Origin of the sequence: Rhodococcus sp. NBC_00294, assembly GCF_036163995.1 — a bacterium.
Lineage (GTDB): Bacteria > Actinomycetota > Actinomycetes > Mycobacteriales > Mycobacteriaceae > Rhodococcoides.
The window spans coordinates 1100136-1124405 of sequence record NZ_CP108043.1 but is presented as its reverse complement, the minus strand read 5'-3'; the positions used below and the strand labels follow the sequence as shown (position 1 = coordinate 1124405).

Here is a 24270-nt window from a genome sequence, read left to right as displayed (position 1 = left end):
TGTTCAATGTGGCTGTCGTTCGATAACCGCACAGTCGGTTCGTAGGAGTGTTCCAGTGAGATCCATTCGTCGCCTCGTGCTCGCCGCGGTCACCGCAGCCGTCGTCGCTGCCGCCCTTCCGGGGACCGCCGCCGCAGACGCCCAGTACCCGACCCCCAATGCCGACCCGTTCTACTCCGCGCCGGGCGACATCTCCGGGCTCGCACCGGGCACGATCCTCGCCAGCCGTCCGATGCCCAACCCGCCCAACTTCATCGGCGTGTCGACGTGGCAACTGGCGTTCCGCAGCACCGGCAGCGAGGGCAACCCCATCGTCGGTGTCACCACCGTCTTCGTCCCGTTGGGGAAGGCGCCCGACGGCCCGCTGCTCTCCTACCAGCAGATCGTCAATGCTCTCGGCCTGAAGTGCGCGCCCTCGCAGGCGTTGTGGTCGACCGACCCGAACGTCGTCATCCGCGACGCCGCCGCCTTGAACGCGGTGTTCACCCGCGGCTGGTCGGTCTCGATGCCGGACCACCTCGGCCCCAACAGTGCCTACGGTGCCGCCAAGCTGGGCGGTCAGATCACGCTGGACGGCATCCGCGCTGCCAAGAACTTCGATCCGCTGCAGCTGCGCAACAGCCCCGTCGGCATGGGCGGCTACTCCGGCGGCGGCATGGCCACCGCCTGGGCAGCCGCGTTGGCACCCTCGTACGCACCCGAGTTGAACATCGTGGGCAGCGCCCAGGGTGGCGTTCCGATGAACCTGTTGAAGATGGCCTACATGCTCGGCGAGAACACACCGCACCCCGTGTTCGGGCTGGCACTGGCCGCGGCGATCGGTCTCGGTCGCGAGTACCCGGACCGGATGCCCGTGTCGCAGAACCTGACTCCCCAGGGCACGTCGATGATGAATCAGATCGCCGACTCCTGCACCAACGACATCCTGGCCGTGGGCGCCAACCACAGCGCCGCGGAGATCACCGCGAACAAGTCGGTGTTCGCAGATCCGCAGGGCCGTGCTGTCGTGGAAGAGAACAGTGTCGAGCTCTACCCCGGCGTTCCGCGCGCACCGATCTTCGAGTGGCACAGCCCGACCGACGGGCTCATCCCCGTCGACGCCATCGACAGCACCACCGCCCGGTACTGCAGCGCCGGCGCGCGAGTGCAGACGCTGCTCACCCCGACACCCGACCACCTCAGTGGCGCGTTGCTCGGGCTGCCGTCCGCACTGCAGTGGCTGAACGATCGCTTCGCCGGCCTGCCTGCACCCAGCACCTGCTGATCGCGGAGGGTCAGGCGCGGACCGGTTCGTCGAACTGCGTGCGGTAGAGCTCGGAGTAACGACCCGAGTTCGCCAGCAGTTCGGTGTGCGTACCGCGCTCGACGACGCGGCCGTTCTCGATGACCAGGATGAGATCGGCCGCCCGGATGGTGGAGAGCCGGTGCGCGATGACGATGGACGTCCGTCCCTCCAGTGCCTCGGCGAGTGCCTCCTGCACCGCGGCCTCGGAAGTGGAGTCCAGTGACGCGGTGGCCTCGTCCAACACGACGACGGTGGGACGCGCCAGCAGCAGGCGGGCGATGGTGACGCGTTGACGCTCACCACCGGAGAAGCGATAGCCGCGCTCGCCGACCACGGTGTCCAGGCCGTCCGGCAGCGACAGCACCAACTCCTCGAGACGCGCACGCCGCAGCGCGGACCAGATCTCCTCCTCCGTCGCATCCGGGCGCGCCAGGGTGAGATTGGAGCGCAACGTCTCGTGGAACAGGTGGCCGTCCTGCGTCACCATGCCGACGGTGCGCCGGATCGATTCGGCCGTCAGATCCCGCACGTCGACGTCGCCGATGCGCACGGCACCGGAATCCACGTCGTACAGCCGCGAGACGAGCTGCGCGATGGTCGACTTTCCTGCACCGGACGAGCCGACCAGGGCCACCATGTGTCCGGGCTCGGCGCGGAAGGACACCCCGTGGAGCACCTCCTCGCCGCCGCGAGCATCCAGGACGGACACGTCCTCCAGAGACGCCAGTGACACCTTGTCGGCCGACGGATAGGCGAAGCGGACGTCGTCGAACTCGACGGTGACCGGGCCCTCCGGAACCGCCCGGGCATCGGGTTTGTCGGTGATGAGCGGATCGAGGTCGAGGATCTCGAAGACCCGCTCGAAGCTCACCACGGCGCTCATGATGTCGACGCGGGCGCTCGCCAGTGCGGTGAGCGGCGCGTACAGCCTGGTCAGAAGCAGCGCGAGAGTCACGACCGACCCTGCGTCGAGCTGCCCCCGCAGCGCGTAGAAGCCACCGAGGCCGTAGACGAGCGCGAGTGCCAGCGCGGACACGAGGGTCAGCGCCGTCACGAAGACGGTCTGGACCATGGCCGACCGCACGCCGATGTCGCGGACGCGGCCCGCCCGCAGCGCGAACTCGGCCGACTCGTGGTCCGGGCGTCCGAACAGCTTGATCAGTGTCGCGCCGGGAGCGGAGAAACGCTCCGTCATCTGCGTCGACATGGCCGCGTTGTGCGCGGCGGCCTCACGCTGCAGGCGGGCGAGCCGAGTGCCCATCCTGCGGGCCGGGAGCACGAAGATAGGCAACAGCAACAGTGCCAGCAGGGTGATCTGCCAGGAGATCCCGAGCATGACGACGAGGGTGAGCAGCAACGTCACGAGGTTGCTGACGACACCCGACAGCGTGCCGCTGAAGGCGCGCTGCGCCCCGATGACGTCGTTGTTCAGCCGCGAGACCAGGGCACCGGTGCGCGTGCGTGTGAAGAAGGCGATGGGCATCTTCTGCACGTGGTCGAACACGCGAGTACGGAGGTCGAGGATGAGGTTCTCGCCGATTCGCGCCGAGAGCCACCGGTTCACCAGCCCCGTACCGGCATCGAGCAACGCCACGACCGCGATGATGACGGCCAGTACGAGGACCGTCCCGTACGCGCTGCCCTGCACGATCGCGTCCACGACACGGCCGGCCAGCACGGGCGTCGCGACGGCCAGGACCGCCGCGACGACGCTGAGGATCAGGAACCCGACGAGCAGGGAGCGCAGGGGTCGCGCGAACACCATGATCCGCCGCACGGTCACCCGGGAGAACGGTCGGTGATCGTCGCCGTTGGTGTGCATCGATCGATACATCTGGTTCCACGCGGTCATTTCCATACTCATGTGGAACCTCCTGTTACTCGTCACGATCTCTGCACACCCACGGCGCGGCCCGTTCGCCTGCACTGAGGGCAACCCCCGCGCTGCCCCGCTCATTCCGTGGTCAGGCCGCGGCGACCTGCTCCCGCGCAGGTTCGAGGGCTTGGGCGACGATATCGGCGACGTCCGACATGGGCCGGACGTCGACGGCAGCCCGTACCTCGGCCGGCACGTCGTCGAGATCGGGCTCGTTCCGCGCGGGAACGAACACGGTGGTGAGTCCGGCGCGCTGAGCGGCGAGCAATTTCTGCTTCACCCCACCGATCGGGAGTACCCGACCGTTCAGGGAGACCTCGCCCGTCATGCCGACGTCGGACCGCACGGGACGGCCCGTCGCCATCGACACCAGCGCGGTGACCATCGTGACGCCCGCGGACGGGCCGTCCTTCGGTACGGCGCCTGCCGGCACGTGGATGTGGATCGCCTTGTCCAGCGCCGTGGGGTCCACCCCGAGTTCCGCCGCGTGCGACCGCACGTAGGAGAGCGCGATCTGCGCCGACTCCTTCATGACATCGCCGAGCTGACCGGTGAGGGTGAGGCCGGCGGTGTCACCCGTCGAGCTCGCCTCGATGAACAGGACGTCGCCGCCCAGACCGGTCACGGCCAGGCCCGTCGCGACACCGGGGACCTCGGTGCGTTCGTGTGCCTCGGGGGTGAAGCGGGGCCGTCCGAGGTAGGTGACCAGATCGGGCTCGTCCACGGTGATGGGCCGCTCGTCTTGCGCCAGCACGGTCGCAACCTTGCGCAACGCCTTCGCCAGCAGTCGCTCGAACTGACGGACACCGGGCTCACGGGTGTAGTCGGCGGCGATCGTGCGGAGTGCAGCGTCCGTGACGGTCACCTCGGCATCGGTCAGTGCAGCGCGGTCGACCTGCCGCGGGAGCAGGTGGTTCCGTGCGATGACGACCTTGTCGTCCTCGGTGTAGCCGTCGATGGTCACCAGTTCCATACGGTCCAGCAGCGCTGTCGGAATCTGGTCGATCACGTTGGCGGTCGCCAGGAACACCACGTCCGACAGGTCGAGATCGAGGTCCAGGTAATGGTCCCGGAACGTGTGATTCTGAGCTGGATCGAGGACCTCGAGCAGCGCCGCCGCGGGGTCACCGCGGAAGTCCGAGCCGATCTTGTCGATCTCGTCCAGCAGGACGACGGGATTCATCGAGCCTGCCTCGGCGATCGCACGCACGATCCGGCCCGGCAGGGCTCCGACGTACGTACGCCGGTGTCCGCGGATCTCGGCCTCGTCGCGCACGCCACCGAGGGCGACGCGAACGAACTTGCGGCCCAACGCCTTCGCCACCGACTCACCCAGCGAGGTCTTGCCCACGCCGGGGGGACCCGCCAGCACCATGACGGCACCGGATCCGCGTCCGCCCACCACCGTCAGACCGCGAGAAGCGCGCCTCGACCGGACGGCCAGGTACTCGGTGATGCGGTCCTTCACGTCGTCGAGTCCGTGGTGGTCGGCATCGAGAACGGCGCGCGCTGCCACGATGTCCGTGCTGTCGTCGGTCGTCACCGTCCACGGCAATTCCAGGACCGTGTCCAACCACGTTCGGATCCAACCACTCTCGGGACTCTGATCGCTCGAGCGCTCCAGCCGGCCCACCTCGCGCAGCGCCGCCTCACGAACCGAGTCGGGCAGGTCTGCGGATTCGACGCGTCCGCGGTAGTCGTCGGCACCGTCGGGTTCGCCCTCGCCCAGCTCCTTGCGGATGGCGGCGAGTTGCTGGCGCAGCAGGAATTCCTTCTGCGTCTTCTCCATGCCGTCGCGGACGTCGCCGGCGATCTTGTCCGTCACCTCTACCTCGGCGAGGTGGTCGGTGGTCCACTCGGTCAGCACCGTCAATCGTGCTGCCACGTCCGGGGTCTCGAGCAACTGCCGCTTCTGGACATCGGTGAGCCACGACGCGTAGCCGGCGGTGTCGGCCAGCGCGGACGGGTCCGAGAGCTTGTTCACCGAGTCGATGACCTGCCATGCCTCGCGGCGCTGCAACATGGCCAGAACGAGCTTCTTGTACTCCGCGGCGAGAGTCCGTACGGCGTCCGTCGGCTCCGGCTCGGCCACCGGCTCGGCCTCCACCCACAGAGCGGCGCCGGGGCCGCTCACGCCGGACCCGATGTGCGCACGCTTCTCCGCCTTCAGCACCGCAGCCGGCTCACCGGTCGCGAGACGGCCGACCTGCACGATCGTCGCCACGACACCGTAGGCGGGGTAGCGGTCGTCCAGTCGTGGGGCGATCAGCAGAGTGCCGTCGGCGCTGGTCCGCGCGGCGTCGACCGCAGCGCGGGCAGCGTCGTCCAGTTCGACCGGCACGACCATGCCGGGCAGGACGACGGGGTCGGTCAGGAACAGAACGGGCAAGCGAGTCGATTCGCTCATGGGGTCCTCCAAAGTTCAGCGTGATCAGCTCAACTTGGCGGTGGGCCCCGGTGTTCCCGCAGATGAGGGCGTTCGCTGGAGGCGGACATGGCGGGCCCGAGAGTGGTTCCCGCAGGCATTCCATGCTCCCGCAGCGGCTGCAACCACTACGGCGAGGCGGAACACCCGCGGGAACGGTCAGCCGGCGGCGCTCACTCGCTGAGCGTCACGTCCACGCCGGTGACGGTCTTGAGGAACGGGCAGATCGACCGTGCCTGCTCGAGCACGTCGCCCGGGTTGTCGACGCCCGGCAGTGTCACGCCGAGGCGGTAGGCCGCGTCGTAGCCCGCGCCGTCCGCGGAGGACAGCGTCACCTGTCCCTCCACCGATGCACCCTCGAGGGATCCACCCGCGGTACCGACTGCGATGCGCAGCGACTCGAGCAGGCACGAGCTCAGCGCAGCGGCCATCAACTGTTCGGGGTTGGTCGCCCCACCCGGACCCCCGAGGTCGGAGGGCTCGTGGACATCGAGGGAGAGCACGTCGTCGCTCGAGGAGATCGATCCGTCGGTGGCGGTGACAGTGGCGGTGTACAGGTCTTGACTCATGCCTGCCGGGTGTCCGCGAACCGCTGTCCGCAAACCACCGAGGTCACGAGTGCTCGGCGAGAAAGCCGAGCACCTCGTCCTCGAACTTGCGCGGCTCGTCGAGAAACAGTGCGTGACTGCTGTTCTCGAACACGACGGTGCGCGCGCCGGGAATCGTGTCACCCACGTACTGTGCCGCTTCCCACGGGAACGCCTTGTCGTGCTTGCCCACCATGACCAGCGACGGCAGATCGAGTGTCGGCAGCAGATCGCGCCAGTCGTGATGGGTGTGGTCCGCCATCACCGCGTTGCGCGCGTCCGAGGGCATCTTCGTCATCTCCGCGAGGAGGACCTCGACACGCTCGGCGGGGAGGTCGGTGGCGGTGATCTCGTCGAGCTGTTCGCGGTCGAAGTTCTCGCGGTCGTACGTCACACGGCCCTGCACCGCGGCCAGCGACGCGTCGTCGAAGATGCTGGTGTGCGCCAGAGTCCACTCGGGCGTCCGGTACTGCCGCGGAGTCTGCGCGACGTAGATCGCCTGCGCCAACAGGTCGTTGCCGAACAGTTCCTGGTAACTCCAGATCACCGGACAGCCCAGCGACCACCCCAGAACGGTGACGTCCGTCAGCTCCAGGCCCACGAGCAGATCGCGGAGGTCCTTGGCCAACCTCGACACCCGGTAACCGTGGCCCGGGTCCTCCGAATCACCGTGTGCGCGCATGTCGACGGTGATCACTCGGGCGTGCTCGGCGAGTCGATCGACACTGCCGTCGAAGAATCGGCCGCTGAATCCCCACCCGTGCAGCATCACGAGCGGCCGCCCCGTTCCCTGATCGGTGTAGTGCAGGACTGTGCCGTCGCTGACGGTCCACGTACTCATCCTGCTGAGATACCCCACCGGACACCTGCGGTAACGGTGCGATCACGCACCCACGCCGAAGGTGCCGTCCGGCGCTACAGTGCGAGACACCAGCCGAGTCGCCCGTCAGGAGAGACCAGTGAGCGGTCCCACGCCCGAGTACGGCCAGCAGCCCGAGTACGGCGGGCAACCGCCGTACGGCCAGCAGCCTCAGTACGGTCAGCAGCCTCAGTACGGTCAGCAGCCCGGTTCGGGCGGGCAATACCCACCACCCGGCGGCTACGACGGCGGCTACGGCCAGCCCCCGGTCAGCCCGAAGAACGGCGTGGGAATCGCGGCGCTGATTCTCGGCATCCTGTCGATCCTGGCCTTCTGGACCTTCGGATTCGGCATCTTCCTGGGCATCATCGCCGTGGTGCTCGGCGTGCTCGGCCGCGGCCGAGTCAAGCGCCGCGAAGCCACGAACGGCGGCGTCGCCACGACGGGACTGGTGCTGGGAGTCCTCGGCATCATCGGTGGCGCGGTGTTCATCGCCCTGACCGTGTGGGTGTTCAACGAGGTGGGAGTCGGCGACCTCGCGACCTGCCTCAGCGACGCCGGTGGCGACGCGACACGGGTCGAGCAGTGCCAGCAGCAGTTCACCGACAATCTGGAGAACCAGTTCTCGGTGACCCTGACGCCCGCTCCGACGCCGTGACAGGTGCGGAAGGGTTGACCGCGCGGTGGATCGGGCACACCGGTGCTCATGAGTGATTCCGTGAACGAGCCCGTCGACACCGCATCCATCGACCCGCGCGAGGAGTCCAAGGGCACGGGTGCGGACACTGCACAGAGTCCGGACGAGCGCGACGAGGCCGTGCGCGAGTTCGACAACCATGCCGAGGCCGAGCCGGCGCCGACCCTCGATCGGAGTGAGGCCGCCGTGGACGCGGGCAAGGATCTGCCCGCCCCGAGTCCGCGCGACGTGACCGCCGGCGACAAGGACGACAAGCAGACCGCTCGCCAGGAATGAGCCTCTGCTCTAGAAGAGCGTGACGGGTTCCTGTGCGCCGACCGGCTCGCACGGCGTCAGCGAACCGTCTCGGATCGCTCGCGCAGCGATTCCTGCCAGCTCGTCCGCCATCTCGTTGAACTGGTTGCCCACGTGTCCGCGGACCCAGCGGAACCGCACCGGACCCTCTCGCTCGGTGATGGCACGGTCGATCGCGCGGACCAGTTCCAGATTGCGCACGGGCCCACCCGTCGACGTGCGCCAGCCCTTGCGCTTCCATCCGGCGAGCCACTCCGACGCACACTTGATGGCGTACTGACTGTCCGACTCGATGAGCATCGGCTCCGGACCCGGATGCGCGGCCACGGCCTCGTACAACGCCCTGAGCTCGGCGATCTGATTCGTGCCGGACGCTTCTCCGCCGGAGGCGGACGGGCCGGTGTGGTCGACCCAGGCCCAGCCGACGGCCCCGCCGGGGTTCTTCAGGCACGAACCGTCGGTACTCACGATGATCACCCTCGAGACAGTACGGCCGAGGACCGACAATTCCGTGGTCCCGCGCCGAGCGCACACCCTGTCCACGGCTCGGCCTACTCTCGAACGTGAACCATCAGCCCAGACCTCGATTGGGACCGACACAGGGAGACGCCACGTGACCTCGCCGACCGACGATCGATCCGCCACCGAGATCCCGGAGAACTTTCGCGCCCTGGTCGCCCGGCAGACCGACGACGGTGTGGATCTGACGTCCGAGACGGTCGACCTGTCGTTCCTGCCGGAGGGCGAGGTGGTCGTCCGCGTCGAGTACTCGGGCGCCAACTACAAGGACGCCCTGGCCGTCACCCCGAAGGGCGGAGTGGTGCGGGAGTACCCCATCGTCCCCGGCATCGACCTCGCCGGTGTGGTGGTCTCCTCGACGTCCGACGGGGTGTCGGTCGGTGACCGCGTCGTGGCACACGGCTACGAGATCGGCACCGGACGTCACGGCGGCTACGCCGAGTACGCGCGCGTTCCGGCCGAGTGGGTCGTGCCACTCGCGGACGGACTGTCGACGGCCGACGCCGCCACCATCGGCACCGCGGGCTTCACCGCCGCACTCAGCGTGCAGGCCCTGCTGGCGCGTGGCCTCACCCCGTCCGACGGTCCGGTACTGGTCACCGGAGCGAGCGGCGGGGTCGGCAGTGTCAGCGTGGACCTGTTGTCGCAGGCCGGGTTCGAGGTGGTCGCCTCCACCGGCAAGGAGTCGGCACACGACCTGCTGACCACACTCGGCGCGTCCTCGATCATCGGCCGCCTCCCCGAGGACCCCGACGCGGCGCCGCGTCCCCTCGGGAAGGCGCAGTGGGCCGCCGCGGTCGATTGTGTCGGCGGCAAGACCCTCGCGCACGTACTCAGCACCACGAGGTACGGCGGCGCGGTCGCCGCCAGCGGGCTCACCGGGGGAGCCGGGCTCTCGACCACGGTGTTGCCCTTCATTCTCCGGGGAGTGGCCCTGCTGGGCATCGACTCGGTGCAGTTGCCCATCGAGGCCCGACGCACCCTGTGGAACGACCTGGCCGGTTCCCTGCGCCCGAGTCGGCTCGCCGAGGTCACCACCGAGGTGACTCTCGACGAGGTGGCGGGAGTGCTCGACTCCCTGCGCGACGGGGCCACCATCGGTCGCACCCTCGTCCGTGTCGGCTAGCTCGTTTCCCGTGCTCGACCCCGGACACACTTCCCGCGGTGGCGCGGTGGAGATCACGCTCACCTCGGATCGCCCACTCGCCCTGCGGTATTCGTTGTCGCCACACCGCCGCGGAGCGGGCGATCCCGCCCATCGGGTGGAGTCCGACGGATCCATCTGGCGCACCTCACGGTTTCACACGGGGCCGGTGACGTATCGCCTGCGCCAGGTGGACCGGTTCGAGGTGACCTGCGAGGCCTGGGGCGCCGGCTCCGCGGAGTTCCTCGACTCTCTTCCGGGGCTCGTGGGCATGGAGGACGACGCCGACGGATTCGCGCCCGAGCACCGCATCCTCGCCGAGGCGCATCGTCGATTTCCCCATCTGCGCATCGGCCGCACCGGGCAGGTCATGGAGGCGCTGGTCCCGGCCGTTCTGGAGCAGAAGGTGCACGGGGTCGCCGCCTTCGCGGCATGGCGCTACCTGCTCTCGAAGTTCGGCGAGCCGGCACCGGGACCGGCGCCCGCGGGAATGCGGGTACCGCCGCCCGCCGAGGTCTGGCGGCGGGTGCCGTCCTGGGAGTTCCACCGGGCGAACGTGGATCCGAAGCGCTCCAAGACGATCGTGCGGAGCGCCGCCCTGGCCGACAAGCTCGAACCGATCGTGTCCATGACGAGGGAGGATGCCGAGCGCCGGTTGCGCCACGTTCCCGGAATCGGCGTGTGGACCGCGGCCGAGGTGATGCAACGGGCGCTGGGAGATGCGGACGCTCTGTCCGTCGGCGACTACCACCTGGCGTCGGTGATCGGATGGACGTTGACGGGGGCACCGATGACGGACGACGAGATGCTCGAGTACCTGGCGCCGATCCGGCCGCACCGCTATCGCGCGGTACGTCTGCTCGAGGTCAGCGGAACCGCCGTGCGCCCGAAGTTCGGTCCGCGCACCGTGGTCACCGACCACCGCCACCACTGACGGGCGCTGCAAGGTGTGTGCACACAGGTACCCGTGAGCGCACACCATCTCCCGCACGCAGAAGCGGGTGTTCGGTTCACGCAGGCTGTGTTCACACAGCTCGCAGGGACAGTTCCCGGCCTGACGGACGCTGCGAGGTGTGTGCACACAGGTACTGGTGAGCCCACACGATCTCCCGCACGCAGGAGCGGGTGTTCGGTTCACGCAGGCTGTGTCCACGCGGCTGCGGGAACAACCGGGGTACAGTTTAAGTTGAAGCTTCAAGCTAGTGACAACGCCTCGATCCGAAGGGACCTCTCATGGCCATCTCCCGTCTGAACCACGCCGTGCTCTACGTGCGCGACGCCCAGCGCAGCGCACGCTTCTACTCGGACGTGCTCGGTTTCCGCGTCGTCATGTCCATGGGCGATCGCGCCGTGTTCGTGCAGGCGCCGGACAGCACGAACGACCACGACCTCGGCCTGTTCTCCGTCGGCGACGGAGCGGGCGCGTCCCCGGCCGGCCGCAGCACCGTCGGGCTCTACCACCTGGCCTGGGAGGTGCAGACGCTGTCCGATCTCGTCGACCTGCGGGAGAAGCTGGCCACCGCGGGCGCACTGGTCGGCGCATCCGATCACTCGACGTCCAAGAGTCTCTACGGCCAGGATCCCGACGGCATCGAGTTCGAGATCGCCTGGCTCGTGCCCGCGGACCGCATCGACGACGCCGTCCTCCACGGTCGTTCCAGCATCGCTCCGCTGGACCTCGACGCGGAGATCGCTCGTTACGGCGCCGACACCACGGGCGGCATCGGCGTCAGCACGGCGGCGCTGTCCTGACGGACGCCTCTCACCCGGTGCCGGGCGGAAATAGCGACGGCTCACAGGTGTTGCACCGAACATGACTCGTATCGGAACCTCGGACCTGGACGTCTTCCCGCTCGCACTCGGTGCCAACACCTTCGGATGGACGAGCGACGAGCCGGACTCGCACCGCATCATCGAGGCCTTCCTCGGAGCCGGTGGTTCGCTGATCGACACCGCGGACTCGTACTCCGCCTTCGCCCCCGGTAACTCGGGCGGCGAGTCGGAGACGGTGATCGGGAACTGGTTCACCTCGACGGGCCGGCGCGACGACGTCGTCCTGGCCACCAAGGTGAGCCAGCACCCGCAGTTCAAGGGTCTGGCCGCGGGCACGGTCGCTGCCGCGGCCGACGCGTCGTTGCAGCGCCTGCAGACCGATCGCATCGACCTCTACTACGCACACTTCGATGACGCGGACACCCCGCTCGAGGAGACGGTGGCCGCCTTCGACGCACTCGTGAAGGCCGGCAAGGTGCGGTATGTCGGCATCTCCAACTACACGGCGGAGCGCGCGCGGCAGTGGATCGACATCGCACAGCGCGAGGGGTTCGACGCACCCGTGGCGCTGCAGCCGCACTACAACCTGGTGCATCGCCGCAGCTACGAGCCGGAGCTGATGGAGGTCGCCGAGAAGAATCTGTTGGGCGTCTTCCCGTACTTCGCGCTCGCCTCGGGCTTCCTGACGGGCAAGTACCGCACGCGCGAGGACATCGAGGGCACACCCCGTGCAGCGATGACGTCCGGCTACTTCAGTGACGCCGGCCTCGAGGTCGTCGGTGCGCTCGCCGACATCGCGGACGCTCACGGCTCCGCGATCCCCACCGTGGCACTGGCGTGGCTGCTCTCCCGCAACGGCATCGTGGCACCCATCGCCAGCGCGAGCCGTCTCGAACAGCTCGCGTCCCTGACGGACGCCTCGACGTTGTCGCTGACCGCCGACGAGCTCGACCGTCTGACCGCATTGTCGGACAAGGTCGGCGAGTAGCGTCGTCTCGGTGGTCACGCCGAGACGAGAGCGCAACCCCGAGGGCCGGCCGCAGAACGGCCGGCCCCGCGACGGGCTCGGACGTCCCCTGCCCCGCGGAGCCGAGGGCGTCGAGCGCATTCCGGACGACGTCCAGCTCCCGCCGGTCGAGTCCCTGGTCCGTGCCCAGCAACTCCTCGACAACGGCATGCCCTTCCACGCGCACGAGATCCTCGAAGGCACGTGGAAGATCAGTACGCCAGGGGAACGTGCACTGTGGCAGGGCCTGGCCCAGCTCGCCGTCGGTCTCACCCACCTGCTGCGGGGGAATCGCGTGGGAGCCACCTCGCTGTTGACGCAGGGACGTGATCGCATCGGGACGTACGCCGACGCACCCCACGACATCGACATCGCGGGCCTGATGCGGTGGGCCGACCTTCTGGTGGCTGCGCTGGACCGCGGGGAGTCCCCCGTTCCGACAGTCCCGCACCTCACGCATCGCCGACAGTTCACCTGACCGTCACACGGATCGGGAACACATCGCGGCCGCACGGTGCTGCACCCCGGGTGACGACAGACTCCCGCACCACCTCGGCGACTCCCGGCACGGCCGTCGGTACCTCCGACCAGCCGGCCGCACCCTCCAGGCTTCGCACCATCCTGGTTCTCGGCGCCCTCGTCGCGCTGGGGCCGCTCACGATCGACGTCTACCTCCCGGCGCTGCCCGCGATCACCGAGGACCTCGGGTCCACGGATGCCGCGGTGCAGTTCACCCTCACCGGCACCCTCATCGGACTGGCCGTGGGACAGCTGGTGATCGGGCCGCTCTCGGACTCCCTGGGACGTCGACGGCCCCTCATCGCCGGAACGATGATCCACATCGTCGCGTCGCTCCTGTGCATGATCGCTCCGACCGTCGGCGTCCTGGGTGTGACCCGAGCCCTGCAGGGCTTCGGTGCCGCCGCCGCCATGGTCATCGCGATCGCCATCGTCCGCGACCTGTTCGACGGCAGGGCCGCCGCCACCGTGATGTCGCGTCTGGTCCTGGTGATGGGCGTCGCGCCGATCGTGGCACCCAGCCTCGGCAGCCTCGTCCTCATCCACGGGTCGTGGCGCGGCGTGTTCGCCGGGCTCGCGGTCGTGGGTGCCGCCCTCATGCTCGTGGCGATGTTCCTGCTGAAGGAGACGCTCCCCGAGGAGCGTCGTCGACCCAACGAGTTCCTGCCCGTCCTGCGCACCTACGGATCGTTGCTCGGCGACCGACGGTTCGTGGTTCTCGTTCTCGTGGCCGGCCTCGGAATGTCCGCGCTGTTCGCCTACATCTCCGGCAGCTCGTTCGTGCTGCAGGACGGCTACGGACTCGGCGAGCAGCAGTTCGCCCTGGTGTTCGGCATCGGCGCCGTCGCACTGATCAGCGCGTCGCAACTCAACGTCCTGGCGCTGCAGCGCTTCACCCCACAGCGGATCGTCACCGTGGCACTGGTCGCGATGGCCGCGTCCGGCGCCGCCCTCATCGTCACCACGACCACCGGATTCGGCGGCATCGTCGGATTCATGGTGCCCGTGCTGTTCGTGCTGGCGTCGGCAGGTTTCGTCATGCCCAACTCCCCGGCGCTCGCCCTGTCACGCCACGGTGAGGCCGCCGGCACCGCCGCCGCTCTGCTGGGTGCCGCGCAATTCGGCATCGGTGCGCTCATCGCGCCCCTGGTGGGCGTCCTCGGCAACGACGGCCCGGCCATGGCCATCGCGATGACCGGTGGCGCGACCATCGCGCTGCTCGCTCTCGCGAGCGTCCGGTCCGAGAAGCCGGTACCCGCCGACGCGGTCTGACTCAGAGCGAGCGGAGGTACGCGACGTCGTCCTTCATGCCGTCGGCGGGCGTCTCCAGCATCACCGGAGCGTCCGCCGCGGCGGCGACGGCGGCCAGCACCTCGGCCTCGATCTCGCCGCTCTCGAGATTGGCGTGACGGTCGCGAGCCGAATCGAACTCGTCGCGAGAGTTGTTCAGGTGCACCAGGTCGATGCGTCCGGTGATTGCCTTGACGCGCTCCACGGCGTCCATGAGGTCCTCGCCGCCGGCCCAGGCGTGGCACGTGTCGAGGCAGAACCCTGCTCCGAACTCCCCGACGGCGTCCCAGAGGCGAGCGATGGCGTCGAAGCGCCGCGCCATCGCGAAGTCGCCGCCGGCGGTGTTCTCGATCCAGATCGGAACCGCGAATCCACCGGACTCGGCCTGCCGTTCGAACAGCTTGCGCCAGTTGGCCACTCCCTCGGCGGGATCCTCCCCGTCGCGAACGTGTCCACCGTGGACCACCAACCCGAGGGCACCGATCTCTGCGGCCACGTCGGCCTGCTGCGCGACGGCCTTGCGGGACGGGATGCGGATGCGGTTGTTCAGGCTCGCGACGTTGATGACGTAGGACGAGTGGACGACGATGTCGACCGCACTGTCCCGGACCGCCTCCAACCCCGAACCGACAACGGGCTTGTTCCACTTCTGCGGGTCCGTGAGAAACAGTTGCACCAGGTCGACGTCGAGATCCTCGGCCTCGCCGAGCGGGTTCTCCGAGTTGCGGACGTGTGCACCGATACGCATGTCCCGACCTTACTCGAGCGGACCCAGCTCCTCGTCGAGTACTCGCTGCACCACCCGCATCGCTGCGAGCGCCGCCGGCGCGCCGCAGTAGCCACTGGCGTGGACCACGGACTCCACGATCTCCTCGCGGGTCAGACCGTTGGTGAGTGCGCCCCGGATGTGCCCGCCGAGCTCCTGCTCGGCCCGGAGGGCGATCAGCATGCCGATGTTCAGCAGGCTCCGACTCCGTCGGTCGAGGCCCGGCCTGTTCCACACGGCGTCCCACACGTGCTCGGTGACGTGGCGTTGCAACGCTTCCGAGTCGGTGCCCGTGCTGTTCTCGAGGGCGGCCGCGACGTAGGTATCGCCCATCACCTCGCGGCGGACCGCGAGACCGTCCCGATAGGCATCACTCACTGCAGCGTCACCACGACTTTGCCTGTGGCGGTCCGGTTCTCGAGAGATGCGATGGCCTCGCCGGCCTTGTCGAGCGGGTACACCACCGGCTCCGGCGCCACCAGCGCGCCCGAGGCGAACAGCGGCTCGAGCTCGGCCCACTGCGTCGTCGTGTAACCGGGCCGGCTCATCCACCACGCACCCCATCCGGCGCCGACGACCTCGACGTTGCTCAGCAGCAGTCGGTTGACCTTGACCGTCGGGATGTCGCCACCGGTGAAGCCGATGACCACGAGTCGACCCGCAGGCGCCAGCGATCGGATGCTGTCGGTGAAGCGATCCCCGCCGACGGGGTCGATGACGATGTCGACTCCGCGGCCACCGGTGAGTTCCTTGACCGTGTCCTTCCAGCCCTCGCCGTTCGGGCCCTGCAGCATCACCACATCGGTGGCGCCCGCGGCGCGAGCGACCTCGGCCTTGGCCTCGCTGCTCACCACCGCGATGGTGCGTGACGCTCCCAGTACCGGGGCGAGTCGCAGCGTCGATGTCCCGATGCCGCCACCGGCGCCGTGGACCAGGACGGTCTCGCCCTCGGCCAGACGTCCGCGCTCGCGGAGGGCGAAGTGCACCGTCAGATCGTTGAAGAGCAGTCCCGCACCGGCCTCGAACGAGACGGCGTCGGGCAGCGCGAAGACGAGGTCGGGGGTCGCCACCGCCACCTCGGCCATACCGCCGCCGAATCCGGTCAGCGCCGCCACTCGGTCACCGGGCGCGAATCCCGAGCCCTCGGGCGCGGACCGCACGACACCGGCGACCTCGCTTCCGGGCACGAACGGCAGGTCCGGCTTGTACTGGTAGAGACCACGACTGAGCAGTGCGTCGGGGAAGGCCACGCCGGCCGCACGCACGTCGATCACCACGCCGTCGCCGGTGGGCTCGTCGAGATCGGTGAGGGTGAGGGCTTCGGGGCCTTCGAGGGTGGTCACCTGCACTGCGCGCACGGACTGTCCTTTCGCCGGTCGACGGTCGAGGGGTGGTGCGAGTCGACTCGGGCCCCAGGTTACAAAGAACCCGCCGTCGCCGGTGCGCTGGGTCACACAGCAGTACGAGCGGCGCCCACTGCAGAGTTCACGGCCTTCACCGTGCGCACGACGTCGCCCGCGGGGACCGGCCGCGCGATGTGGAAGCCCTGCACCGCGTCGCATCCGAGTCCGCGCAGCACGTCGAGGGTGTGTTCGTCCTCGACGCCCTCGGCCACGATGTGCAGACCCATGCTGTGCGCGAGAGCGATGGTGGATCGGACGATCGCGAGGTTGGCGGAGTCCGACGCGAGCGAGGTGACGAAGGACCGGTCCATCTTCAGCTGCTGCACCGGAAGCGACGCCAGGTACGTCAAGGAGCTGTACCCCGTGCCGAAGTCGTCGATGGAGAGTGAGACTCCCTGCGCGCGAAGCGCTTCGAGCGTGTCGATGGATCGTTCGGGATCGGTCATCGCGGACGACTCGGTGACCTCGAAGACGACGGCGTGCCCGGGAAGGCCGTGGTCGTCCAGAGCCGTTCGCACTCGGGACGCCAGGGAGGAGTCCACGAGATCCCGGACGGAGAGATTGACGGCCACGTCGATGTCCAGTCCCGCCAGCCGCCAGCGTCGGCACGCGGCCATCGCCGTGTCGATGACGAACGAGGTGACGGCCGGGAGCATGCCGGTCTGCTCCGCACTCGGCAGGAACGCGGCCGGCAGCAGCAACCCCTCGCGCGGATGTCGCCACCGCAGAAGGGCTTCCATTCCCGACACGGCTCCGGTGCGCAGGTCGAGGCGGGGCTGGAAGAACACCTCGAGCTCACCTCCCGTGATGGCGTCCTCCAACTCGCCCATCCTCCGGAGCTGATCGATCCTGTCGATGTCCATCGTGTGGTCGTAGACGGCCAGTCGCGGTTGCCGGGACTTCGCGGCCACCACGGCGGCGTACGCCCGCTGCACCAGCTCCTCGGATCGTGGGTGCGGCGTGTCGGTCGACAGTGCCACGGCCACACTGCTTTCCAGCGTCAGCTTCATGTCCCGCACCTCGAGCGGGGCCCCGACCGCGCGTTGCGCCGCGATCGCGACCGCCACGGCGTCGTGCCTGTCGACGGGGCCCGGCAGGACGAGGGCGAACTCGTCACCCCCGAGACGTCCCACCGTCGCCGACGAGTCCACCGTGTCGACGAGTCGGCGACCGATCTCGGTGAGCACCTGATCTCCCACCGCGTAGCCGAAGGTCTGGTTGATGTCGGAGAACCGGTTGAGATCCACCAGCACCAGGGCCACTCCGTCGCGGCCCTCCGGACCGAGGATCTCGTGCAGCCGGCGCCCGAGCCGGCCGCGGTTCGCCAGTCCCGTGACGGAATCGGTGTCGGCCGCAAGGCGCAGTGCCCGCGACTGTCGTTGCAGCAGTGTCAGGAACGAGGTCATCCGCACGGCGCCGAGGACGACGATGATCGAGGCGGCGATCACCACCGCGGGCCCCCAGCGAGTGACCGGAGTGCCGCGCATCAGTTCGATGCTCATGACGACCGGCGTCATCGCCACGGCCGAGGTCAGCAGGATCAGTCGAGCCATCCCCGTCTGCGCACGACTGATGGTGCTGACACGCGGACGCTCGTCGTGTCGCAACGCCGCCGCACCGAAGAGCACGTAGGACGCGAGCCAGCAGACGTTGAGGATCGTGCTCTCGGCGGGACCGTCCGCGACCACCACGTACGAGGTGTAGTCGGCGACCACCATCAGTGCCGTGGCCGCACCCAGCAGCCAGTGGGTGGTGGAGCCCGCGCGTCGCTTCAGCACGACGAAGACGAGCAGTACCAGCAGGAAGACGTCGATCTCGGTGTAGAAGATGCCGAGCCACGTTCCGGCGTCGGGCACGCGCTCGCCTCGGGGACCGGACACCACGACCCAGGACGCGAGACCCACCCCCGCGGTCATGATCGCGGCTTCGAGTCCGTCCGCCGGACTCAGCATCGGGGTCCCCGAACTGCGGACCGACAGCAGGGCCACGACGATGAGGAGGTACCCCAGGACGTAGGCGGCGTCCGCCACCGACGGGAGAGGTACGCCGCCGCCCGAGTTCTCCATCACCGCGATCGCGATGTCGCCGACGACCCAGAACGACAGCGCCGACGCGACGATCCACCACGAATGGGTGCTCACCTTGCGGTGTGCGCGGATGCCGACAGGAATGGACGCCACCGCACCCACGGCGATGACGCAGTACAGCACGCTGGACACCACGCCGGGCGGAAGCGTCGCGTACACGGCGATCGCGAGCGCACCTACCACGAGAAAACGGGTCGGCGAGGACATCGAGACCATGCTGCCTCTCTCGTGACCCCGACCGACATGGACGGAATGAATGTACCGCCGCCGACGGGCGCGCATCGCGGAAATCCCGCGAAGAGAGCGCGGTCACCAAGTGAATGGTCACTAACCGAATACGGTAAACTGGCTGCTCGCGACCGACGACAGGTGGGAGGCCCGGGTGGTGAACCGTATCGCGGCGGGCTCCGCGTCCACCGAACGTTCACGGATGAAGGCCGAGCGCCGCAGCGCACTGGTCGACGCCGCCGCCGTCCTCGTCGCGGAGCGCGGGTACCACGGTCTACGACTCGAGGACCTCGGCGCCGCGGTGGGGATCAGCGGTCCCGCCGTGTATCGCCACTTTCCGAACAAGGAAGCCGTCCTCGTCGAACTGCTGGTGGGAATCTCCGAGTACCTCCACGCCGGTGGGGAAGAGGTCCTGGCGCGACGGTCGGCACCGCTGCCGACGCTGCACGAACTGGTCGCGTTCCACCTCGACTTCGCCATGACCTCGCCGCGCCTCATCGAGATCCAGTTCCGCGATCTCGCGAACCTGCCGACCGACGCCCAGCGTTCGGTGCGCTCGCTGCAGCGCCGCTACGTCGAGATCTGGGTCCGCACCCTGCGGGAACTGGACTCGGACTGCTCCGAGGACGACGCTCGCGTCCAGGCTCACGCGGCGTTCGGTCTGCTCAACTCCACTCCGCAGTCGATGGGCCGCGTGCCCGCGTCGCTGCTCCGACACCGTTTGTCCACCATGGCTCTGACCGCTCTGGGGATCGACCCCGCCGCAACCACCATCACATCTGCCCCCACCAGTGAGGAAACAGCATGACCGCACCTTCCGGCACCACGTCCGTCATCGTGGCCGGTGCCCGCACTCCCATCGGCCGTCTGCTCGGATCGCTGTCGACCCTCTCCGGCTCGGACCTCGGCGGCGTCGCCATCGCCGGCGCCCTCGAGAAGGCCGGTATCAGCGGTGACCAGGTCCAGTACGTCATCATGGGCCAGGTCCTCACGGCCGGCGCAGGCCAGATTCCCGCACGCCAGGCCGCCCACGCCGGCGGCATCCCCCTCAGCGTTCCTGCCCTGACCATCAACAAGGTGTGCCTGTCCGGTGTCGACGCCATCGCCCTCGCCGACCAGCTCATCCGCGCCGGAGAGTTCGACATCGTCGTCGCCGGCGGCCAGGAATCGATGTCCCTCGCCCCGCACATGCTCGAGAAGAGCCGCAGCGGATTCAAGTACGGCGACGTCACGATGAAGGACCACATGGCCTACGACGGCCTGTACGACATCTTCACCGACCAGGCCATGGGCGCCCTCACCGAGGACCGCAACGCCGACACCCGCTTCGTCACCCGCGAGGAGCAGGACGCCTTCGCCGCCGCGTCGCACCAGCGCGCCGCCGCAGCCTGGAAGAACGGCGTCTTCGACGACGAGGTCGTTCCCGTCAGCATCCCGCAGCGCAAGGGTGACCCCGTCGTCGTCACCAGCGACGAGGGCATCCGCGCCGACACCACCAGCGAGAGCCTCGCCAAGCTCCGCCCGTCGTTCGACAGGAACGGCACCATCACGGCCGGCTCCGCCTCGCAGATCTCCGACGGCGCCGCCGCCGTCGTCGTCATGAGCCGCGCCAAGGCCGAGGAACTCGGACTGACCTGGCTCGCCGAGATCGGCGCCCACGGCGTCGTCGCCGGACCCGACTCCTCGCTCCAGTCCCAGCCCGCCAACGCCATCACCACCGCCTGCGCCAAGGAGGGCATCGCCCCGACCGACCTCGACCTCGTCGAGATCAACGAGGCGTTCGCCGCCGTCGGCATCGTCTCCACCCGCGAACTGGGCATCGACCCCGAGAAGGTCAACGTCAACGGCGGCGCCATCGCCATCGGTCACCCCCTCGGCGCGTCCGGCGCCCGCATCGCCCTGCACCTCGCACTGGAGCTGCAGCGACGCGGCGGCGGAGTCGGCGCCGCAGCACTGTGCGGCGGCGGCGGACAGGGCGACGCCCTCATCCTGCGGGTTCCCGCAGCCGAGTAGCCGGTTCCACACCCCCTCCCGCCGCGCGCGGCCCGTGCCGCGGCGGGGAGGGGTGTGCGGGCTCCGGCTCGAGCGGCGCACACTTTCCAGCCACCCACACCCCGAGCGGCCTGCTGCAAGGGGTGTCGACACACCGAAAGCGTGCAGGTCGGCGCGCTAGTCGGCCTGCGCCCGCAGGTAGCGCCCGAAGTGGGGGACGGTGAAGCCGATCGACCCGCGCTCGGCGGAGTAGATCAGTCCCTTCTTGATCAACCCGTCGCGTGCGGGGGACAGCGACGCCGGTTTCCGGCCGAGTTCCACGGCGATCTTCGACGTGGAGACGGGACCGTCGTCGCCGGACAGGTCGGCCATCGCTCGCATGTACTCGCGTTCGGCGGGAGTTGCTCTCTCGTAACGGGATCCGAAGAACCCGACGGCCAGCTCGTCCTCGGCCGTCGGTGCTGCGACCCGCACGTCGTGGACCGTGATCGGGCTGTCCGCGGCCAGATCCCACGTCGCCTTGCCGTACGCCTGAACGAAGTAGGGGTACCCGTCCGCGGCCTCGTACAGCGCGTCGAGTGCCTCGCTCGTGTACTCGACGTCCTCCCGCTCGGCCGGTGCGATGAGGGCGCGGTCCGCCGAAGCGCGGTCCAGGCGGTCGATGCGGTGGTAGCTGAACAGTCGCTCGGAGTAGCTCTTCGACGCGGACAGCACCGCAGGCAGGTGGGGAAGACCGGCGCCGACGACGATCAGCGGCGCCGCGTCCTGGCTCAGTTCGTGGCACGCGCCGCAGATCGCGGAGATGTCCTCCGCCGCGAGATCCTGCATCTCGTCGATGAAGATGGCGATACCGACGCCGACGTCCCGAGCCAGCGACGCGGCGTCGAGCAGCAGTTCGACCAGGTCGATCTCGATGTCACCGGTGTCCGCGCGCCCCTTGAGAGCGGGCGCGTCGATGCCGGGCTGCCACTTGTCCCGCATGCCCTTGTCTGCGGACGCACGAAGAGCGAAGGACTTCAGCACACCGAGGAACTGGTCCACGCGTTCGGGATCGCGATGCGCCACCGCGATCTCCCGCACTGCCATGTGCAGCGCCGACGACAGCGGTCGCCGCAGGTCCTGGTCGGGGCGGGCCTCGATCTTCCCGGTTCCCCACTTCCGCGAGATCGCCGCTGATCGCAGGTGGTTCAGCAGCACCGTCTTGCCGACGCCGCGCAACCCGGTGAGCACGACACTGCGTTCGGGCCGACCGCGCGCGATGCGCTCGAGCACCACGTCGAACGCGTCGAGTTGCTTGGACCTGCCGGCGAGCTCGGGTGGCCGCTGGCCGGCGCCGGGTGCGTACGGATTGCGAACGGGGTCCATGGCGTGACGGTAGCAACGTCGGTAGCGTTCTCTGCCCTTCTCTAGCGCGTGTCCTAGAACCGAACAGAGAGCAATCGAGAACCGGACCCTTGCCTGTGACGCCGCGACGCAGCTACTCTGGGGCCATGTCGCGCATTCTCGTAGTTCACCGCAGCGGGGTCTGATCTCGGACCGACCCCCCGCTGCGGGTCGAACGAGCGCCCGTCGGTCCTTCCTCTCACCGGAAAGACCCCAGCGACATGAGCACCAGCGCACATTCCCTCACCGAACACTTCTCGCACAGTTCCGCTGCCATTCACGCCTCGTCAGCTCTGCCGCACGGGTTGCGCGCGGAGGCTGACGGCATGTCCTTCGCGGAGTTCGTCCACACCTACTCGCCCACCTCGGGCCCCATCCGGCTCGGTTCTGCAGAGTGTGCGCCGAAGGGTGCGGGCAGGTTCGAGTTCACGGCCACCCTCGCCATCGGCGACACCATCCGCAGTTCGTCGATCGTCTGCCACGGGCCCGCCGAGGCCATGACGTCGATGCTCTACGACGCCGGCGTCAACCTCGAGATCTTGTCGTTCCACCAGCAGATCACCGAGACGGGATACGTCACCTACATCCGCGGACAGCAGGATCACCGCACTACGTGGGCCATGGGGACGGGCTCGGATCCGACAGAGTCGACCGCCAAAGCCCTTGTCGCTGCGGCTAATCGGATGCAGAACCAGTAGTCGGCGATCACACGGCTCTCACGAGCCCGGCGCAGTCGATCTGATGGCGGCCAGCATCGCGGACTGATACCGACGGATGGTTGCTCGGTCGTCGTCCGACAACTCGGAGAGTTGCGTGGCCGCCCTGAGGATCAGCGGGCCGAAGAACTCTGTGCCCAGTCGCTGTGCCTTGTCGGTGACCCTCAGGGCCACCTTGCGGCGGTCACCGACGACCGACTGCCGTTCGACGTGGCCGGCGAGTTCGAGCCTGTCGACGAGTGCCGTCGCGGTCGCCGAGGTGATTCCCAGCTGCGTCCGCAGCCAGGACGGAGTAGCCGTTCGACCGGCACGAGCAGCATCGAGAAGAACGATCAATGCCCGCACGTCGGTGCTGTGCATGCGGTGCTTCTCGGCGAATCCCGCACCCAGCAGATCGAGCTCGACGACGAGCGCACGCAGGCCGTGCACCAGGTCCATGACGTCCGTGTCCACCGAAGGGGTTGCATCGACTTCGTCCACGGCATCAGTATGTCACCTATCGTATTACTCGACCATCGAGACAACGGGGTGCCGCATGACAGACGCGATGCAGACGTTCCATCGATCGCCCGAGGGGCGGGAGTTCGCTGCGGCCTACGACCGCGTACTCGGGACGTGGCCGGCGGAAACGACCACGACGATGGTGCCGACACGATTCGGCGACACCCATGTCACCTCGGCCGGTCCCACCGACGGTCGCCCTGTCGTACTGCTCCCCGGATCCGGGGCGACCTCGATGGCCTGGACCGGCCAGGCGACCGAACTGAGTCGTCGCCACCGAGTGGTCGCGGTGGACATTCTCGGTGACGTGGGGCGATCGGTTCCGGCGGGTGAACCCGCGAGGAACGTCGACGACCTCATGCTGTGGTTGGACGATGTGTTCGCCGGGTCGGCACTGCGGCGACCGTCGATTCTCGCTCACTCGTACGGCGCGATGATCGCTCTGGCGTTCGCTCTCCGTCGGCCGGCCGACGTCGACCGCCTCGTCCTGCTCGATCCGAATTCGTGCTTCGCCGGCATGCGCGCCGCCTACCTGGCTCATGCGTTACCGCTCCTGCTGCGACCGTCGGAAGAGCGACAGAGACGATTCACGGCGTGGGAGACGGGCGACGCAGTTCTCGACGCCGACCTGTCCCGACTGTCCGAACTCGGAACAGCCCATCACCCTCGTCGTCGACCCATCGTTCCGAGGCGGCCGAGTTCTTCGGCGCTGCACTCGCTCCAGGCGACCACGACGGTCGTTCTCGCCGGGTCCAGCCGGATTCACGACAGTGCTGCGGTGCGAGATCGCATCCAGAAGAACTGGCCGTCGATCAGTACCCGAATCCTCGACGGCGCCACCCATCACACGTTCCCGGACTCACCGAGAGCAGAACTCGGCGTCGCGATTCACGACGCTCTGACGAGGTAGCGACAGCCGT

General features: G+C 68.6%; 24 protein-coding genes. 13 read left to right on the top strand and 11 right to left on the bottom strand.

The annotated features are described in order from the left end of the window. Positions 1–55 precede the first annotated feature (55 nt). Complete coding sequence (locus OHB23_RS05325; RefSeq protein WP_328811031.1) at positions 56–1264, top strand: lipase family protein; 1209 nt, start codon at positions 56–58, stop codon at positions 1262–1264. A gap of 10 nt (positions 1265–1274) precedes the next feature. Here the strand turns inward: OHB23_RS05325 and OHB23_RS05320 are convergent, their stop codons facing one another. The 4 genes from OHB23_RS05320 to OHB23_RS05305 all read right to left on the bottom strand — a co-directional run bounded on the left by OHB23_RS05320 (position 1275) and on the right by OHB23_RS05305 (position 7014). Continuing rightward, positions 1275–3149 carry an ABC transporter ATP-binding protein gene (locus tag OHB23_RS05320; RefSeq protein WP_222646396.1) on the bottom strand — a complete coding sequence of 625 codons (1875 nt, stop codon included), beginning with the start codon at positions 3147–3149 and terminating at the stop codon, positions 1275–1277. Positions 3150–3249: 100 nt separating this feature from the next. Further along, complete coding sequence (gene lon, locus OHB23_RS05315; RefSeq protein ID WP_328811030.1) at positions 3250–5568, bottom strand: endopeptidase La; 2319 nt, start codon at positions 5566–5568, stop codon at positions 3250–3252. Between the two features lie 191 nt (positions 5569–5759). Then, positions 5760–6155, bottom strand: coding sequence for an OsmC family protein (locus tag OHB23_RS05310; RefSeq protein ID WP_222632294.1), 396 nt, complete (start codon positions 6153–6155; stop codon positions 5760–5762). 43 nt (positions 6156–6198) lie between these two features. Beyond that, positions 6199–7014 carry an alpha/beta fold hydrolase gene (locus OHB23_RS05305; protein ID WP_222637908.1) on the bottom strand — a complete coding sequence of 272 codons (816 nt, stop codon included), beginning with the start codon at positions 7012–7014 and terminating at the stop codon, positions 6199–6201. A 118-nt stretch (positions 7015–7132) separates the two neighbouring features. Between OHB23_RS05305 and OHB23_RS05300 the strand changes: the two genes are divergently transcribed. Both OHB23_RS05300 and OHB23_RS05295 read left to right on the top strand, forming a co-directional pair. Beyond that, a complete protein-coding gene (locus OHB23_RS05300; protein WP_235578862.1) occupies positions 7133–7690 on the top strand; it encodes a DUF4190 domain-containing protein in 558 nt (185 codons plus the stop codon). 48 nt (positions 7691–7738) lie between these two features. Next, positions 7739–8005, top strand: coding sequence for an autophagy-related protein 2 (locus OHB23_RS05295; protein WP_328811029.1), 267 nt, complete (start codon positions 7739–7741; stop codon positions 8003–8005). Positions 8006–8014: 9 nt separating this feature from the next. Here OHB23_RS05295 and OHB23_RS05290 read toward each other — a convergent pair whose 3' ends face one another. After that, positions 8015–8500 carry a ribonuclease H family protein gene (locus tag OHB23_RS05290; RefSeq protein WP_328811028.1) on the bottom strand — a complete coding sequence of 162 codons (486 nt, stop codon included), beginning with the start codon at positions 8498–8500 and terminating at the stop codon, positions 8015–8017. A 136-nt stretch (positions 8501–8636) separates the two neighbouring features. On the opposite strand from OHB23_RS05290, the gene OHB23_RS05285 reads away from it, so the two are divergent. The 6 genes from OHB23_RS05285 (at position 8637) to OHB23_RS05260 (ending at position 14256) form a co-directional block, all read left to right on the top strand. Continuing rightward, on the top strand, positions 8637–9668 hold the full coding sequence (locus tag OHB23_RS05285) for an oxidoreductase (protein WP_285186610.1): 1032 nt from the start codon (positions 8637–8639) through the stop codon (positions 9666–9668). Beyond that, a complete protein-coding gene (locus OHB23_RS05280) occupies positions 9658–10620 on the top strand; it encodes a DNA-3-methyladenine glycosylase family protein (RefSeq protein ID WP_442973020.1) in 963 nt (320 codons plus the stop codon). Before OHB23_RS05285 ends, OHB23_RS05280 begins: the two co-directional genes overlap by 11 nt. Positions 10621–10919: 299 nt before the next feature. Beyond that, complete coding sequence (locus OHB23_RS05275; RefSeq protein WP_027506079.1) at positions 10920–11438, top strand: VOC family protein; 519 nt, start codon at positions 10920–10922, stop codon at positions 11436–11438. Positions 11439–11499: 61 nt separating this feature from the next. Next, positions 11500–12447 (top strand): aldo/keto reductase, encoded by a 948-nt coding sequence (locus OHB23_RS05270; RefSeq protein ID WP_056441036.1) that lies wholly within the window; start codon positions 11500–11502, stop codon positions 12445–12447. Between the two features lie 10 nt (positions 12448–12457). After that, positions 12458–12943, top strand: coding sequence for a DUF309 domain-containing protein (locus OHB23_RS05265; RefSeq protein ID WP_328811027.1), 486 nt, complete (start codon positions 12458–12460; stop codon positions 12941–12943). Positions 12944–12993: 50 nt separating this feature from the next. Further along, on the top strand, positions 12994–14256 hold the full coding sequence (locus tag OHB23_RS05260) for a multidrug effflux MFS transporter (protein WP_307097045.1): 1263 nt from the start codon (positions 12994–12996) through the stop codon (positions 14254–14256). A gap of 1 nt (position 14257) precedes the next feature. Here the strand turns inward: OHB23_RS05260 and OHB23_RS05255 are convergent, their stop codons facing one another. The 4 genes from OHB23_RS05255 to OHB23_RS05240 form a co-directional block, all read right to left on the bottom strand. Continuing rightward, positions 14258–15022 carry a deoxyribonuclease IV gene (locus OHB23_RS05255; RefSeq protein ID WP_328811026.1) on the bottom strand — a complete coding sequence of 255 codons (765 nt, stop codon included), beginning with the start codon at positions 15020–15022 and terminating at the stop codon, positions 14258–14260. A 9-nt stretch (positions 15023–15031) separates the two neighbouring features. Next, on the bottom strand, positions 15032–15373 hold the full coding sequence (locus OHB23_RS05250) for a carboxymuconolactone decarboxylase family protein (RefSeq protein ID WP_328811591.1): 342 nt from the start codon (positions 15371–15373) through the stop codon (positions 15032–15034). A 41-nt stretch (positions 15374–15414) separates the two neighbouring features. Next, positions 15415–16398, bottom strand: coding sequence for an NADPH:quinone oxidoreductase family protein (locus OHB23_RS05245; protein ID WP_027506074.1), 984 nt, complete (start codon positions 16396–16398; stop codon positions 15415–15417). A 92-nt stretch (positions 16399–16490) separates the two neighbouring features. Then, positions 16491–18737: a putative bifunctional diguanylate cyclase/phosphodiesterase gene (locus OHB23_RS05240; RefSeq protein ID WP_222637903.1), complete on the bottom strand. Its 2247-nt coding sequence runs from the start codon at positions 18735–18737 to the stop codon at positions 16491–16493. A gap of 223 nt (positions 18738–18960) precedes the next feature. Here OHB23_RS05240 and OHB23_RS05235 point away from each other — a divergent pair, with 223 nt between their 5' ends. Together OHB23_RS05235 and OHB23_RS05230 are read left to right on the top strand one after the other, a co-directional pair. Then, positions 18961–19566 carry a TetR/AcrR family transcriptional regulator gene (locus OHB23_RS05235; protein ID WP_328811590.1) on the top strand — a complete coding sequence of 202 codons (606 nt, stop codon included), beginning with the start codon at positions 18961–18963 and terminating at the stop codon, positions 19564–19566. Continuing rightward, positions 19563–20771, top strand: a complete 1209-nt coding sequence (locus OHB23_RS05230) for an acetyl-CoA C-acetyltransferase (RefSeq protein WP_328811025.1) — start codon at positions 19563–19565, stop codon at positions 20769–20771. The genes OHB23_RS05235 and OHB23_RS05230 overlap by 4 nt, the downstream gene beginning before the upstream one ends. A gap of 156 nt (positions 20772–20927) precedes the next feature. Here the strand turns inward: OHB23_RS05230 and OHB23_RS05225 are convergent, their stop codons facing one another. Then, positions 20928–22115, bottom strand: a complete 1188-nt coding sequence (locus OHB23_RS05225) for an AAA family ATPase (RefSeq protein ID WP_027506071.1) — start codon at positions 22113–22115, stop codon at positions 20928–20930. A gap of 239 nt (positions 22116–22354) precedes the next feature. Between OHB23_RS05225 and OHB23_RS05220 the strand changes: the two genes are divergently transcribed. Further along, the gene (locus OHB23_RS05220) at positions 22355–22831 is read left to right on the top strand and encodes an alpha-isopropylmalate synthase regulatory domain-containing protein (protein ID WP_222637901.1); all 477 of its coding nucleotides are present in this window, start codon (positions 22355–22357) and stop codon (positions 22829–22831) included. An 18-nt stretch (positions 22832–22849) separates the two neighbouring features. Here OHB23_RS05220 and OHB23_RS05215 read toward each other — a convergent pair whose 3' ends face one another. After that, positions 22850–23329 (bottom strand): MarR family winged helix-turn-helix transcriptional regulator, encoded by a 480-nt coding sequence (locus OHB23_RS05215; RefSeq protein WP_231476362.1) that lies wholly within the window; start codon positions 23327–23329, stop codon positions 22850–22852. Between the two features lie 55 nt (positions 23330–23384). On the opposite strand from OHB23_RS05215, the gene OHB23_RS05210 reads away from it, so the two are divergent. Then, entirely contained in the window at positions 23385–24260 is an 876-nt protein-coding gene (locus OHB23_RS05210; RefSeq protein WP_027506068.1) for an alpha/beta fold hydrolase, read from the top strand. The last annotated feature ends 10 nt before the right edge of the window (positions 24261–24270 follow it).